The 14,600-nt window shown below is 63.8% G+C and carries 15 protein-coding genes; 7 read left to right on the top strand and 8 right to left on the bottom strand.

Annotated elements, in window-relative coordinates; genetic code table 11:
• Window positions 1-258: 258 nt before the first annotated feature.
• Complete coding sequence (locus ACODTW_RS05585) at window positions 259-903, top strand: TetR/AcrR family transcriptional regulator (protein WP_488944964.1); 645 nt, start codon at window positions 259-261, stop codon at window positions 901-903.
• Window positions 904-1,093: 190 nt separating this feature from the next.
• The gene (gene ihfB / locus ACODTW_RS05590) at window positions 1,094-1,378 is read left to right on the top strand and encodes an integration host factor subunit beta (RefSeq protein ID WP_054168028.1); all 285 of its coding nucleotides are present in this window, start codon (window positions 1,094-1,096) and stop codon (window positions 1,376-1,378) included.
• Window positions 1,379-1,442: 64 nt separating this feature from the next.
• Here the strand turns inward: ihfB and ACODTW_RS05595 are convergent, their stop codons facing one another.
• The 5 genes from ACODTW_RS05595 to hemE form a co-directional block, all read right to left on the bottom strand.
• Window positions 1,443-2,030, bottom strand: a complete 588-nt coding sequence (locus ACODTW_RS05595; RefSeq protein ID WP_488944965.1) for a malonic semialdehyde reductase — start codon at window positions 2,028-2,030, stop codon at window positions 1,443-1,445.
• Between the two features lie 249 nt (window positions 2,031-2,279).
• Window positions 2,280-3,407 (bottom strand): glucosaminidase domain-containing protein, encoded by a 1,128-nt coding sequence (locus tag ACODTW_RS05600; RefSeq protein WP_488944966.1) that lies wholly within the window; start codon window positions 3,405-3,407, stop codon window positions 2,280-2,282.
• A 325-nt stretch (window positions 3,408-3,732) separates the two neighbouring features.
• Complete coding sequence (locus ACODTW_RS05605; protein ID WP_488944967.1) at window positions 3,733-4,287, bottom strand: NifU family protein; 555 nt, start codon at window positions 4,285-4,287, stop codon at window positions 3,733-3,735.
• A 66-nt stretch (window positions 4,288-4,353) separates the two neighbouring features.
• Window positions 4,354-5,394: a ferrochelatase gene (locus tag ACODTW_RS05610; protein ID WP_488944968.1), complete on the bottom strand. Its 1,041-nt coding sequence runs from the start codon at window positions 5,392-5,394 to the stop codon at window positions 4,354-4,356.
• Window positions 5,395-5,421: 27 nt separating this feature from the next.
• Entirely contained in the window at window positions 5,422-6,486 is a 1,065-nt protein-coding gene (gene hemE, locus ACODTW_RS05615) for a uroporphyrinogen decarboxylase (protein ID WP_488944969.1), read from the bottom strand.
• A 442-nt stretch (window positions 6,487-6,928) separates the two neighbouring features.
• Here hemE and ACODTW_RS05620 point away from each other — a divergent pair, with 442 nt between their 5' ends.
• From ACODTW_RS05620 to dnaQ, 5 genes are read left to right on the top strand one after another with little or no spacing between them, the layout of a single operon-like run.
• Entirely contained in the window at window positions 6,929-7,852 is a 924-nt protein-coding gene (locus ACODTW_RS05620; protein WP_488944970.1) for a pyruvate, water dikinase regulatory protein, read from the top strand.
• Window positions 7,852-8,466 (top strand): Maf family protein, encoded by a 615-nt coding sequence (locus tag ACODTW_RS05625; RefSeq protein ID WP_488944972.1) that lies wholly within the window; start codon window positions 7,852-7,854, stop codon window positions 8,464-8,466. Before ACODTW_RS05620 ends, ACODTW_RS05625 begins: the two co-directional genes overlap by 1 nt.
• Before the next feature lie 16 nt (window positions 8,467-8,482).
• On the top strand, window positions 8,483-9,328 hold the full coding sequence (locus ACODTW_RS05630; protein ID WP_488944973.1) for a shikimate dehydrogenase: 846 nt from the start codon (window positions 8,483-8,485) through the stop codon (window positions 9,326-9,328).
• Window positions 9,325-9,960, top strand: a complete 636-nt coding sequence (coaE, locus tag ACODTW_RS05635) for a dephospho-CoA kinase (RefSeq protein WP_488944974.1) — start codon at window positions 9,325-9,327, stop codon at window positions 9,958-9,960. The genes ACODTW_RS05630 and coaE overlap by 4 nt, the downstream gene beginning before the upstream one ends.
• A 10-nt stretch (window positions 9,961-9,970) precedes the next feature.
• Window positions 9,971-10,654 carry a DNA polymerase III subunit epsilon gene (gene dnaQ / locus ACODTW_RS05640; RefSeq protein WP_488944975.1) on the top strand — a complete coding sequence of 228 codons (684 nt, stop codon included), beginning with the start codon at window positions 9,971-9,973 and terminating at the stop codon, window positions 10,652-10,654.
• A 46-nt stretch (window positions 10,655-10,700) separates the two neighbouring features.
• Here the strand turns inward: dnaQ and ACODTW_RS05645 are convergent, their stop codons facing one another.
• The 3 genes from ACODTW_RS05645 to ACODTW_RS05655 form a co-directional block, all read right to left on the bottom strand.
• Window positions 10,701-11,675, bottom strand: a complete 975-nt coding sequence (locus ACODTW_RS05645; RefSeq protein ID WP_488944976.1) for a quinone oxidoreductase family protein — start codon at window positions 11,673-11,675, stop codon at window positions 10,701-10,703.
• Window positions 11,676-11,764: 89 nt separating this feature from the next.
• Window positions 11,765-12,457 carry a dienelactone hydrolase family protein gene (locus ACODTW_RS05650; protein WP_488944977.1) on the bottom strand — a complete coding sequence of 231 codons (693 nt, stop codon included), beginning with the start codon at window positions 12,455-12,457 and terminating at the stop codon, window positions 11,765-11,767.
• Window positions 12,458-12,500: 43 nt separating this feature from the next.
• Entirely contained in the window at window positions 12,501-14,555 is a 2,055-nt protein-coding gene (locus ACODTW_RS05655) for a thioredoxin domain-containing protein (protein WP_488944978.1), read from the bottom strand.
• Between the last annotated feature and the right edge of the window lie 45 nt (window positions 14,556-14,600).

The raw sequence follows: 14,600 nt of genomic DNA on the forward strand, positions 1-14,600 counted from the left end.
CTTGCTCGTCAGGAATGAACCGCGTCTCCCATAGCGCAGCCCCCATCCCCTGTCGAGCCGTAATGGCATGCCCCTTGACCGTTCGTCTGGCTTGTCCCGGGGGAATGTCAGATCAGACCGGCGGAGAGGTGGCTTGCGAGGTAACGGCATTATCCTTACATAGTCCCTCGCTTCGATATATGGTTACCCAATTGTTAACTGCGCGCGGGCAAGGGAACCAAGCACCGCGAAACACAGATCCAGCCAACGGAAACCTCCATGGCCAGCAAAGCCGGTAGCGAAACAAGCAATTCTCGCATCCGCCAGACGCCGAAGAGCATCGCGACCCATCAACGGATCATAGAGGCAACCATCCGTTGCTTTCTGGACCTGGGCTATCATCGGACGACCACGTCGGAGATCGCCAAGCAGGCAAAGGTCACCCGTGGTGCGGTGCAATATTACTTCCCGACCACGCCGGAAGTGCTGCGCGCGACAGTGGACCACATCATCCAGCGCTTTCTGGAAGATTTCGTGCAGGCGGCTTCGACCGCCCCGCATGATGGTGCAGCTGGTCTGGACAACGGTATCGACGCCCTGTGGAAGGCTGCCCACCACCCGCTCTGGACTGTCTGGAAGGAACTGGACGCTGCTGCCCGTACCGATCCGGAACTGGCAGCCATCGTCTATCCGGCCAAAGAGCATTTCGGTCAGCGTTGGGAAGAAACAGCCACGGAAATCTATGGCACCTATCTGGCCGCCGATCCCGTCAAGTTCGAGATGGGGCGCCATCTGACTTGGCAATTCCTGCAGGCCATCGCCGGCACCCGCTTCGGCGATGCGGAGAAGGACCGGGAGGTCAAGGACCGGCTGCTGACCGAATTCAAGCATCTGATCCGCCAATATTGGGGCATGGATGCCTGACCCGTGGTTATTTTTGCAGGAAAAGCGTTGTGACAGAAAGACTTACCCTTGCACAGCCGGCCCGTGTTGGGCAATCTGGCAGGGTTTAACAAGGCGGCCGCGGGCATTGACCTTCCGCCCGGCCGGTCAATGGTCGGTGAAGGTCTGGTCCCGTTAATCGACGCCACCGTCCCAGGGGGGATTTAAAGGCATGACCAAGTCGGAACTGATCCAGCGACTGGCCGAACGCAACCCGCATCTTTACCAGCGGGACGTGGAAAAGATCGTCACCACCATCTTCGACGAAATCACCGAGGCATTGGCCCGGGGAGACAGGGTGGAGTTACGTGGCTTCGGCGCCTTCTCCGTCAAGCGTCGCGATGCACGCACCGGCCGCAATCCGCGCACGGGCGAAAGCGTGGATGTCGATGAGAAGGTGATCCCCTTCTTCAAGACGGGCAAGCAGCTGCGCGAGCGGCTGAACACCGACGAATAATTTCACCGCAATCCCGACCGCGCCCCGGCAGGGTAGCCAGGGGCGCGGTCGGCGGCAGCAACGATCACAAGATGCTGCAGGCTTCGTCGAATTCCAGGCGCGGGCCGCGCGGATGCAGGCCAGCTGCATCGCCATAACCCAGATTGCAGATGAAGTTGGCCTTATATCGGCCGTCGGGGAAGAATTCGGCGTTCAGCATGGCCTGATCAAAACCCGACATCGGTCCGCAATCCAGACCGACAGCCCGGGCCGCCAGGATGAAATAACCGGCCTGCAGGGAACTGTTGCGGAACGCCGTTTCAAAGGCGACGGCCGGGTCGGCGAACCAGGGCCGTGCGTCCACATGCGGGTACAGCTTGGGCAGGTTCTCGGCAAAGCGCGTGTCGTAAGCCAGAATGGCCGTGACCGGTGCCGCCATGGTCTTGTCCAGATTGCCCGCCGACAGGCAGGGCTTCAGCCGTGCCTTGCCCTCCGGGCTGGTCACGAAGACGATACGCAGCGGACAGCAATTGGCGCTGGTCGGCCCCCAGCGCAGCAGATCATGGATCTGCCGCAGCAAGGTCGGATCGACAGGCCGGTCTGTGAAACGGTTATGGGTGCGGGCGGCCTGGAACAGCTGATCCAGCGCCGCAACATTCAGCGTCTGCGACATGATGCTTCCTTTTGCGAACAACATTGTTCCCGTCTTATACCAGGGTCAGAAAGTTCTGGCTTCTGGCCCTGGTATCGGCCGCGACGGCGGCCGCGCGGGGCTGGTGCCCGTGAAGCCAAGGCCCGCAGATGCGGGCCGCCCGGCGTTTGAGGGGCCGGAAAGTTCCGACCCTTGGTCGGCACTTTCCAGTATTGGTATTACGCGGCGGGAATGGCAAAGGACAAGCATGACCGCAGGAACGGGCCGATGTCACCGCCGCATGGAGGCGGGAACAATACCCTCGGTCCGCGCCGGCATTGTCGCATTGGCCGCCACCGGGACGACCTTCGCCTTGGGTTGCGGCCCCAGCACCTCTTCCATCTGATCGTCGGTCAGCACGGCCCTGTCGAAGTCCGACAGGTTGTTGACCCGGATCAGGGAGCGGATGGTGCGAATATAATCATCCCCGCGTTCCGAATAGCTGACCAGGGCATTGGCCAGGGTCAGGCCCTCGATGGGCTTGTCCTTGGCGCGCAGGCTGGCCCGCATCTGCCGGAACTGCGCATAGGCGCGGTGGGTGTTCAGGTTACGGATATAGCTTTCGACACTGCCCTTGGGATCGTCAAAGGCGCGGAACCGATAGGTGTCGCCCTGTCGCCGGTTGCGCGGTGCAATGCCCGCATCTTCCGGCTTCCAGGTCTGCTCGCCAAACAATGCATTGCCCTTCTGCGCGATGCGGGACGTACCCCAGCCGCTTTCCTCCGCGGCCTGGGCCAGTGCCAGGGAAGCAGGAACGACATCCACCCGTTGCAGCAGAGACCTGGTATTGACCTCACCCTCCACGGCCATGCCGTACTGGACAGCCAGCTCGGCCAGCCAGAGCCGGTCCTGGGGTGCCAGGCTCTCACCCGACTGCTTCAGCGCATGCAGGCGCAACAGCCGGTCGCGGTCCTTCTCGATACGCTCATTCGTCATCAAGATCAGCGGCAGCAGCGTTTTCACGAACAAAGCCTTGCGGTCATCCGGGCTTTCCAGCGCCGTCATCCCCGTGGGCAGGTCGGTCAACACGACACGCGGAACCGTCTTTTCCCCGCTGCGCACACCCTCGATGCGGTAATCGCGGGCATGGAACAGGTCCAGCGTGGCCTTCGCTTCCAGCTTGAAATCCGGATCGTGTCGGGTGGTGACCATGGCCAGTTGAACGGGTGCCGCCATTTCGGGGCGCGCCACCGGCAGCAGGAATTCCCGCGCCGTGCGATCCAGGGTCCAGCTGGAGGCATTCACAAAAATGGTCGCCGGCAGGACGGCGATGAGCATCACAAAAAGGGCCGACACGCCCCAGATGCGGGCAGCCGTACCGCGGGGGCTTTCGCAGCCCTCGTTCGCGTCTGTCAGCATATTTTTTTCAATCCCTTACAGTCCAAGCCGAAAAGGACACGACGCACCGCCCTCATGGCGCGCATCCGTCCATTTTGCCGGAGCAAACTCCGCACTCTGGCCACTGGCCCGAAATGGGGCCGGCCGGTCAGGTTCAGAAGGCAATACCCGCGCACGGGCCCCTTCCTGGGGCCTCTCCGTCCGGGTCATGCCGACGGGGTCCAATTCCCCCGCAACAGGGGTCCCCCGACCCCCCGGGCATGGCATCTGCCAGTCCATTGCGTCCAAATTTAGGCGCCAGAGATAGGCGCAAATTTAGACATCTTTTATGAACCAGAAGGACACTCTACCGAATCTGCTGCACTTCGACAACCTCGGGAATATAGTAGCGCAGCATATTTTCAATTCCGGCCTTCAGGGTGGCGGTGCTGCTGGGGCAGCCGGCGCATGCGCCCTTCATGGCCAGATAGACCACGCCCTTATCAAAACCGTGGAAAGTGATGTCGCCGCCGTCCTGGGCCACGGCCGGCCGCACCTTGGCGTCCAGCAGTTCCTTGATCTGCGCGACGATCTCGTCATCATCCTCGTTGATGGTGTTGTCATCGGCCTGGGCCGACAGCAGCACGGGCTTGCCCGTGGCGAAATGTTCCATGATGGCGCCCAGGATGCCGGGCTTCATCACGTACCAGTCGCGGCTTTCATCCTTGGTGACCGTGATAAAGTCGCCCGCCAGGAAAATGCGGGTCACGCCTTCCACCGCAAACAGGCGATCGGCCAACGGCGACCGGGCAGCCGCATCGGCGGCATCGGTGAAGTCCGCCGTTCCGGTGCCCAGCACATCCCGACCCGGAAGGAACTTCAGGGTGGCGGGGTTCGGGGTCTCTTCGGTCTGGATGAACATGGGTCGCGATCCTGATCATGCCGTCATCGGCTCCGGTCCCGAAGGTGGGGCCGATCGCCGGCATAATCAAGCACCGGCAGCGCCATGCATGGCAGCCACCGCCATGCGCCGATGGGGACAGCTGGCCAGATCACCGGGGCAGAGACGTCGGCCAAAGCCGGCGCAAACCCCCGGCAGCGCCGCCAGGGCCTGTCGGACCAGCGGGGCGAGGGACGCGCCGTCCGTCGGTTGCATATCGGCCAATTCCAACGACAGGATACCCGATCCCTGCGCCGCCATACGCCAATGCGGCAGGAATTCCGCCCAGGTGGACCGCAGCAGCGACCAGGGCAGCAATGGCAGGATGGTCACCGTGGAGGATCGCAGTCGCCGCAGCGTCGTGTCCACCGAAGGCAGTCCGCTGTCAGCAAAGCCGGGGATGGGCAGCAGTGCGGAAACCACCCGTTGCGGCCGGATATCCAGAAGCCTGGCCAGTTCGGCGGCAAGCCTGCCCATCTGCCAGGCCAGGGGGTCACCCGCGCCCGTTCCCGTGCCCGGTGCCAGCAGCAGCAGCGTGCCATCGGCAGTGGGGGCGGCGGTCGCCCCCATGGCATCCACCGCCCGTTGTGCCAGCCGGCGCAGGAATGGCGGGTCGGTCGGATGACAGCACAGGCTGCTAGCAGGTGCCGTCAGGCCGGCACTGGCCATCGCCCGTCGCCATTGCGTCAGGGCCAGCCCGTTCAGTCCACTGCTGAACAAGGGCGACGGCGGAACCATGACGATCCGATCCGGCTGGAACCGGGCCACCTCATGTGCAGCCGCCAGCAAGGATGGGGCCGTGAACAGGCAGGCGGTGAAGACCTGCACTGTCCCGAACTCCCAGAGTGCGTTTTCCAGCTCATAGCCGATGGGATCGACGGCACCGGCCGTCATCTCATCCACCTGGAATTCCCGGGCAAGTCGCCGGGTGCGCAAGGCCAGCAAGGCCCGCGCAGCCAGCGCCGGTGCCCCCACCGTTCCTGCGGTGAGCAGCGCCCTGAAATAGTCCGGAACCAGACTGTCGTCCGCCGGCTGTCCAGGCTGAACCAGGACGATCGCGATGCGGGCGCGTGGGGGTGAACTGTCCATCGACACGCAAGATGTGGAGGGGTTTGATCAACCCCTTGTGTCACCCCGCCAGTCGCGGATCAACCCGGCCAAACGAGATACGTTTTCCGGCGGTGTTTCCTTGATAATCCCATGCCCAAGGTTGAAAATGAATGGGCCATTTCCCAAAGTTTCCAGCAATTTGCGCACGGCGCTGTCCATCGCCTCCCCGCCGGCGATCAGCAGCACCGGGTCCAGATTGCCCTGTACGACCACCTTGCCTTGAAGCTGCCTGGCTGCCCAGCCGGCAGGCACGCCCGGATCCAGCGATACGCCGTCAACGCCGGCCTTTTCGACGAAGGATTCCAGGTTCAGCCCGGCCATGCGGGGAAAGCCGATGATGGGGATGCCGGGGTGCCGCCGCTTCAGGGCGGTGGTGATGCGCTGGGTAGGTTCCACGACAAAGCGCTGGAAATCGTCGGCGGACAGGGCGCCGGCCCAGCTGTCGAACAGCTGCACCAGTTCCGCCCCGGCCTGGATCTGCATCGACAGATATTCAATCGTCGCTTCGACCAGGATGTCGATCAGCTGGTTGAAGCCGGTGGGGTCGGTGTAGGCGAAGCGCTTCACATGCGCATATTCCTTCGACCCTGCCCCTTCCACCATGTAGCAGGCGACCGTCCATGGCGAGCCGGCGAACCCGATCAGGGCCGTCCGGTCATCCAGGGCCGCCCGAATGCGTGACACGGTTTCATAAACGGGTGCGGCCCGACGGTGAAGACCATCGATATCCAGCCGCGTCAGCCCGGCCTGGTCGCGGATGGCATCCAGCTGCGGCCCCTCGCCTTCGGCAAAGCGCAGCCCCTGTCCCAGGGCCCAGGGAACGATGAGAATGTCGGAGAACAGGATGGCGGCATCCATGCCATAGCGGCGCAGGGGCTGCAGCGTCACTTCGCAGGCCAGCTCGGGATTAAGGCACAGATCCAGGAAACCACCGGCCTGGGCCCGCACCTGCCGATATTCAGGCAGATACCGCCCCGCTTGGCGCATTAGCCAGAAGGGCGGCGGTGTCTGGGGCTGGCCGGCAAAGGCTGCCAGCATCTTCTTGGGCGACGGATTTTGGGTCTGGCTCATGGCACGGAAACCTGGGTCACGGAGGGTATCGAAACGGGCCGGACTTTATCCCATCCCCCTCTTCTTAATACTCACTTTTTTAAAAGAAGGATTGATGGTGTAGAGGGGCCTGTGGATAACGGGAATTCAGTTTTGTCCCGATGGTTTTCCACATTTGACGGGGTTTCGGCAGATTGTGGAAAAGTTCTGTGGAAAAAGCAGCGGAGAACACGGCAGGAACCGCCGAATTCCTGGAAATTCCGACCGGCGGAGAGATGGGGACAAAAAGCCCGCGCTGCCCGATTCGTCCTTGATTCACAGGTAAACCCGCAGAGATCATCCCAAGGCGGTGAACCGACCTGATAAACTGCGGGCTTGCCAGGGATGGAATGGGGCCGTACCCATTTCCGGCGGCTTCACGCACATTCGTCCCCGAGATATCCCCAGGAGCGGTTCACACACGATGTATCCCGGCTCTTCCATCGGCGGTGAAAAGGTCCCGTCCACCGGCCCCAAGACTTTCCATCTGCATCTGGTGTCTGATGCCACGGGGGAGACCATCAATTCCGTCGCCCGCGCCTGCGTCAGCCAGTTCGACCAGGTGCAGCCGATCGAACATTTCTGGAACCTGGTCCGCACCGAACGGCAGCTGGACATGGTGCTGGAAGGCATCCGGGAGAATCCCGGCCTGGTCATGTACACATTGGTGAATGAGAAGCTGCGCCACCGCTTGCAGGATACTTGCCGGGAGCTGGCGGTGCCTTCCATCTCCGTGCTGGATCCGCTGATCGACGCGCTGGCGGCGTTTCTGGGCCTGCAGAGCCAGAGCAAGCCGGGCCGTCAGCACGCGCTGACGGCCGAGTATTTCAGCCGCATCGACGCCATGGATTTCGCCTTGAACCATGATGACGGGCAAAGCGCCTGGGGTCTGCACGATGCCGACGTCATCCTGGTCGGGGTCAGCCGCACCTCGAAGACACCGACCTGCATCTATCTGGCCAATCGCGGGATCAAGGCAGCCAATATTCCCTATGTCCCCGGCTGTCCGCTGCCGCCGGAGCTGGACCAGTTGACGCGGCCCCTGATCGTCGGTCTGACCAAGGACCCGGAGCGGCTGGTGCAGATCCGCCGCAACCGGTTGAAGCTGCTGAACCAGGGCGACGACACTTCCTACACCAATATCGACAAGGTGAAGGACGAGTTGCTGGAGGCCCGTCGCCTGTTCACGCGCAAGGGGTGGGCCGTCATTGACGTGTCGCGCCGGTCGATCGAGGAGACGGCGGCCGAGGTGATGATGATCCTGGCCCGCCGCCGGCCGAATTTGGCGCAAGCTGTGGCCCAGGCCGTGGCCAATGTCCCGGCCACGGGCCGGGAGGAGACGCCGTAATGTCTTCCTTCCTGTCGTCGGAACCGATCATCCTGGCATCGGGGAGCGCCTCGCGCCGTCGCATGCTGGAAGCCGCGGGCGTGGAGGTGCATGCCGAACCGCCGCGCGTGGATGAGGAGGAGATGAAGCATTCCGGCAAGGCCGCCGGCATGAAGCCGCCGGAGGTGGCGGAGGCGCTGGCTGATCTGAAGGCATCCAGGATCGCCCGCAAATATACGGTCGGATACGTGCTGGGCGCGGACCAGATGCTGGAATGCGATGGGCATTGGTTCGACAAGCCGATCGATCGCGCCGATGCCGTCAACCATCTGCGCCGTCTGTCGGCACGCACCCATACGCTCTATTCCGCGGCTGTGCTGTTCCATAATGGCGTGCGCGTCTGGCACCATATCGACCACGCTACATTGACGATGCGGCCCCTGTCGGATGCCTTCATCGAGCGCTATCTGGATGCGGCCGGCGACGCTGTCCTGTCCTGTGCCGGCGCCTATCAGGTCGAAGGTCTGGGGGCGCAGCTGTTCACCAAGGTGAAGGGTGACCATTTCACCATCCAGGGCCTGCCCCTGCTGCAGGTGCTGGATTTCCTGCGCACGCGGCGGGTGATACCGGTCTGATCGGGGAGTTTGGGACATGCTGACCGGCAAGGGTCTGGTGGCGGGCGTCATGGGCTGGCCCGTCAGCCATTCACGCAGCCCGCTGCTGCACGGGTTCTGGCTGCGCCAATATGGGATTGATGGCGCCTATGTTCCGCTGGCGGTGCCGCCGGACCGGGCCGAACAGGCTCTCCGCGCCCTGCCCGCCCTGGGCCTGCGCGGGTGCAATGTCACGATCCCTTACAAGGAACTGGCCTTCCGCCTGGTCGACCGGCTGGATGCGTCGGCCCGGCGCATCGGTGCGGTCAACACCATCATCGTGGCACCCGACGGCACCCTGGAAGGTCGCAACACGGATGGCTACGGGTTCTGGGAAAATCTTGCGGCCTGCGCGCCGGCAACCTGGTCGGTAACGGCCGGTCCGTCGGTGGTGCTGGGCGCCGGCGGCGCGGCCCGGGGGGTCGTTGTGGCATTGCTGGATGCCGGAGCCCCCGAAATCCGTCTGTTGAACAGAACCCAGGCCCGTGCGGCGGAAATCGCCGCGGATCTGGGCGACCCGCGCATCAAGGTCGGCGACTGGGACAGCCGGTCCCGTGCCCTGGACGGGGCTGTGCTGCTGGTCAACAGCACCAGCCAGGGCATGACCGGCTATCCGGCGCTGGAGATCGATTTGTCCTCCCTGCCAACCGATGCTGTGGTGACGGACATCGTCTATGTTCCCCTGGTCACCCCCCTGCTGCTGGCGGCGCAGGCGCGGGGCAATCCGACTGTGGATGGTCTGGGAATGCTGTTGCATCAGGCCCGGCCCGGCTTTCACGCCTGGTTCGGCACCGATCCGCAGGTAACGGACGACCTGCGCCGCTTTGTTTTGGACCCGCGATGATCATTCTTGGACTGACCGGGTCCATCGGCATGGGCAAATCGACGGCGGCGGCGATGCTGCGCCGGCTGGGCTGTCCCGTGCATGATGCCGATGCCGCCGTCCACCGGCTTTATGCCAGGGGTGGTGCCGCCGTTCCCCGCATCGCTGTCCTGTTCCCTCAGGCGGTGAGGGATGGTGCCGTTGACCGCGTGGCCTTGGCGGCCGCCGTCCTGGGCAGGCCTGAGGCATTGAGACGGCTGGAGCAGGCGGTTCATCCGCTCACCCGCGCCGATTCCGACGCCTTTCTGAAGCGCTGTGCGCGACACCGGGTGCCGCTGGTCGTGATGGATATCCCCTTGCTGTATGAAACGGGCGGGGAGAAGCGCGTGGATGCCGTCATCGTGGTCACCGCTCCACCCTTCATCCAGCGCACCCGCGTTCTGGCCCGTCCGGGCATGAGCCCGGCCAAACTGGCCAATATCCTGTCCCGGCAGACCCCGGACCGGATCAAGCGCCAGCGCGCCGATTTCGTGGTGCCGACCGGCTTGGGGCGACGCTTGACGCTGACCCGGCTGGCCCGCATCGTGGCGCTGCTGAAGCGGCGCAAGGGCCGTGTCTGGCCCCCGCGCAAGGGACCACGATTTGCCAAGTGAAAGATAAGCCATGCGTGAAATCGTTCTGGATACCGAAACCACGGGCATCGACGCCCTGAACGGCGACCGCATTGTGGAAATCGGCTGCGTGGAACTGTTCAACCATGTCGCTACCGGCAAGCACTACCACACCTATCTGAACCCTGAACGCGACATGCCGGCGGAGGCGGAGGCGGTGCATGGGCTGTCGGCAGCCTTTCTGTCGGACAAGCCCTTGTTTCCCGCCGTGGTCGGAGATTTCCTGGATTTCGTCGGCGATGCGCAGCTGGTCATCCATAATGCGACCTTCGACATCGGCTTCCTGAATGCCGAACTGGCGCGCATCGGCATGGGCAAGCTGACGAACCCGGTTGTCGATACGGTGAAGATCGCGCGTAAGCGCTTCCCCGGCGCGCCGGCCAGCCTGGATGCGCTGTGCCGCCGCTTTGATATCGACAATTCCAACCGCACCCTGCACGGGGCTTTGCTGGATAGCCAGTTGCTGGCGGAAGTCTATCTGGAGCTGATGGGTGGCCGGCAACCCGATCTGGTTCTGGCCGGTGGACCGGTCGTGCAGACGAATGTGGAGGTTGTCGCAGCACCCGTGGTCCGTGTGTCCCGCCCCCCTCGCCCGCATGCCCCCAGTGCGGACGAGCTGGCCGCGCACGAGGCCTTTGTGAAGGGGTTGAAGAACGCGGCCTGGCTGGCCTCCTGAGGATCCGACGCCCCGGTGTTTCACGTGAAACACCGGGGCGACAGTGTCAGGGGATCAGCAGGGTGGCCCCTGTCGTGGTCCGTGATTCCAGGGCACGGTGGGCCGCGGCAGCGTCCTGCAGGGCGAAACGCTGGTGGATTTTGATCTTCACCGCACCATCGCGAACCACATTGAACAGATCGTCCGCCATGGCCAGCAGTTCGGCCCGGGTGCCGGCATAATGTCCGACGGATGGGCGGGTCAAGAACAGCCCACCCTTGCGGTTCAGCAGGCCGATATCGAAGGGTGGCACCGCGCCGCTGGCATTGCCGTAGCTGACCATCAGGCCGCGCCGGCGCAGGCAGTCCAGGGACAGGTTGAACGTATCCTTGCCCACACCGTCATAGACCACATCGACACCGCGTCCGCCCGTAATCGCGCGCACCCGGGCGGGCACGTCCTCCGTCCGGTACAGGATGACATGGTGACAGCCATGGGCGGCGGCCAGGGCAGCCTTTTCCTCTGACCCGACGGTACCGATGACGGTAGCACCCAGGGCGTTCGCCCATTGGCTGGCCAGCAACCCCACCCCGCCGGCAGCCGCATGGATCAGCACGACATCACCCGGCTGTACGACATGGGTCTGACGTAGCAGATATTGCGCCGTCAGCCCCTGCAGCAGCATGGCGGCCGCAACCTCGTCAGTGATCCAGTCCGGCAGGCGGATCAGGTTGGTCGCCGGCATGACGCGGCGCTGCGCATAGGCGCCAAGGGGAGATTGGCCATATCCAACACGGTCACCGGGCGCGACGTCAGTCACCCCCTCGCCCACGGCCTCGACAATGCCGGCACCCTCCATCCCGGGCGTGAAGGGCAACGCCGCGGGATAGAGGCCCGTTCGGTAATAGACATCGATGAAGTTCAGGCCGATGGCCGTATGTCGAACCAGGGTCTGGCCGGGTCCGGGTTGACCAGGATCTGTTGCCTCCCAGCGCAACACCTCCGGTCCGCCGGTTTCACGCACGATGATGGCGTGGTTCATGATCGGTTTCCCTGAAATGGAACGGGGCCCGCCATCCGGCGGACCCCGTGCAGGTGGATACAGGTCGGACGAGTGGCCCGTCCGCTGGATCAGCCCAGATGCTTCTTGAAGAAATCGAAGGAATAGGAGTGGGCCACCTTCGCATCCCCGTCATGGTAGTGCTTGCCGCCGATGCGCGTGAAGGCATGGTCGCGTTCCGGGTAGACATGCGTCTCGACCAGGAAATTGCCGGCCACGGCATCCAGGATCGTCTTCTGCGCGTCGGGCGGCACGAACCCATCCTTGCCGGCGATATGCAGCATCAGCGGTTTGGTGATGGCCGAAACCTCTCCGATATCCTTGTCGATGCCCACACCGTAATAGCTGACAGAGGCATCGATATCGGTGCGGGTGGCGGTCAGGTAGGCCAGCTTGCCGCCCAGGCAGAAACCCACCGCCCCGACCTTGCCCGTCACGCCCGGCTGTTGCCGGATATAGTCGATGGTGGTTTGCAGATCCTCCACACCCTTTACCTCATTGAAGCCCTGGTAAAGCTGGAAGGCTTTCTGCCATTCGGCATCGGTCTGGTCGGTGATCTGGATGCCCGGTTCCTGACGCCAGAACAGGTCGGGGGCGATGGCGAAATAGCCAGCGGCGGCATAGGTGTCGGCCACAGCGCGCAGGTTGGCATTCACGCCGAAAATTTCCTGGATGACAACAATGGCGGGGCCTTGGCCGCTGGTCGGGGCGGCCAGATAGGCGCTGAAGTTGCCGTCGGGGCACTGGATCATAACGTCAGGCATGGGGATATCCTTCTTTGAATGGGCTGGATTGAAATGCGATGCATTATCCGCCCAGCAGGGCGGAAAGGTCTGTGGCCGTCGTCACCGGGGCCGAACAATGCTGTTCCTGGCAAAGATAAGCCGTAACGCTTCCCTTAACCATGGTCTTGCCTGCGGCGGGATGATGCGGGGGCAACGGGGTTGCATCCGGAGAACGCTGGATCAGCAGCAAATTGGGCCGGGATTTGCGCAACGCGCATTGTATCATGCGCGCGGCTTCGGGGTCGTCGGGTGTGCCGACGATCACCAGCACCTGCCCATGCAGCCGCAGGTCGATACCGTTCAGGAACCCGGCCAAGGGGAAGAAATTCCGCGCCACCTCCCCCGCAAAGGCGGTGATCAGGTCGTCGGCGCGCTGCCGCCAGGCATCACCGCCGGTCAACAGCCACAGGCGGCTGAACAGTCCGACCAGCGTGCCGTTGCCGGCGGGCACCGCATTGTCATGGGCATGGCGCGGGCGGCGGATCAGGTCGTCGGCATCATCCGGGGTGATGAAATAGCCGCCATCGCTCTCATCATGAAAATGGGTTTCGATCCGGTCGACCCAGGCGATGGCCTGGTCCAGATAGGGCTCCTGCCCCGTCATTTCATAAAGGGTGATGGCGGCACGGGCTATGTTGGCATGGTCTTCCAGTGTGCCGCGATGCCGTGCCTGCCCGTCGCGATAGCTGTGCAGAAGACGGCCGTCGGGCGTGGACATATGTTCTGCGATGAAGGCAAAGGCCCTTCGCGCGGCATCCAGCCAGTCCACCCGTTCGAACGCGGCACCGGCCCGGGCCAGGGCCGCGATCATCAACCCGTTCCAGTCGGCCAGCACCTTGTCATCCCAGCCCGGCCGCACGCGCCCGGCGCGGACCTGCAGCAACAGGCCCCGGCAACGGGCCAGCACCGCCTCCGTCGCGTCGTCGGCCAGGCCGTCCGTGTGCATCCGGTTCAAGATGGTGTGACCTTCGAAATTGCCCTCCGGCGTCACGCCATAATGTGCGCAGAACAGGTCGGCATCATCGGCGGGCAGCAGGCGGCGGATCTCGCTGTCGCGCCAGACATAGAACTTGCCCTCCTCCCCCTCGCTGTCGGCATCCAAGGAGGCGGCGAAGCCTCCGTCCTCGGCGACCATCTCCCGCAGCACCCAGTCGGCCGTCTCGGTGATGCGGGCGGCCAGCAGCGGGTCGCGCGTCTCCTGCCAGACCGTTAGCATCAGGTCGATCAGCTGGGCATTGTCGTAGAGCATCTTTTCGAAATGTGGGACCAGCCACTCCGCATCCACGGAATAGCGGGCGAAGCCGCCGCCCAGATGATCATAGATGCCGCCTTGCGCCATGCGTGTCAGGGTCTGGATCACGGCCGTGGCGAACGGGGGTCGACCTGTATGGCGGAAGGCGCGCCACAGCAGCTCGAAGATGCCGGGCTGCGGGAATTTCGGCGCACTGCCGATGCCGCCCCATTCCGGGTCCACTTCCCGCACCAGCCTTTCGGCCACCTGGATCAGCGTGTCGGGACCGATGGCGCCCCCCGGCTGACTGGCAGCCAGATTGTCCATGGCGTTGGTCAGGGCCTGGACATTGCGGGCCACCTTCTCCGGTTCCTCCGCATAGGTCTGGGCCACCGTGCGCAGCACGTCGGGAAAACCAGGCCGGCCCCAGCGGCGTTCCGGCGGGAAATAGGTGCCGCCCCAGAACGGATGTCCGTCGGGGGTCAGGAACATGGTCAGCGGCCAGCCGCCCTGCTGGCCCAGCAGGCTCAGCGCCTGCTGATAGATATGGTCCAAGTCGGGGCGCTCCTCCCGGTCGACCTTGATATTAACGAACAGGTCGTTCATCAGGTCGGCGATGGCGGGATTCTCGAAACTCTCATGCGCCATGACGTGGCACCAGTGGCAGGCGGCATAGCCGACCGACAGCAGGATGGGCTTGCCCTCCGCCTTTGCCTTGGCCAGCGCGGCCGGCCCCCACCCCATCCAGTCCACAGGGTTGTCCATGTGCTGGCGCAGATAGGGGCTGGTCTCAAGATGCAGCCGGTTGCCGGACCCGCGCGTAACCGCGGTGGGGGAGCGTGCCATGGGGATATCCTGAAATCTGGGGCCCATCATGCGTGATGGCTGTGA

It is taken from the genome of Niveispirillum sp. FG148 (assembly GCF_057809655.1).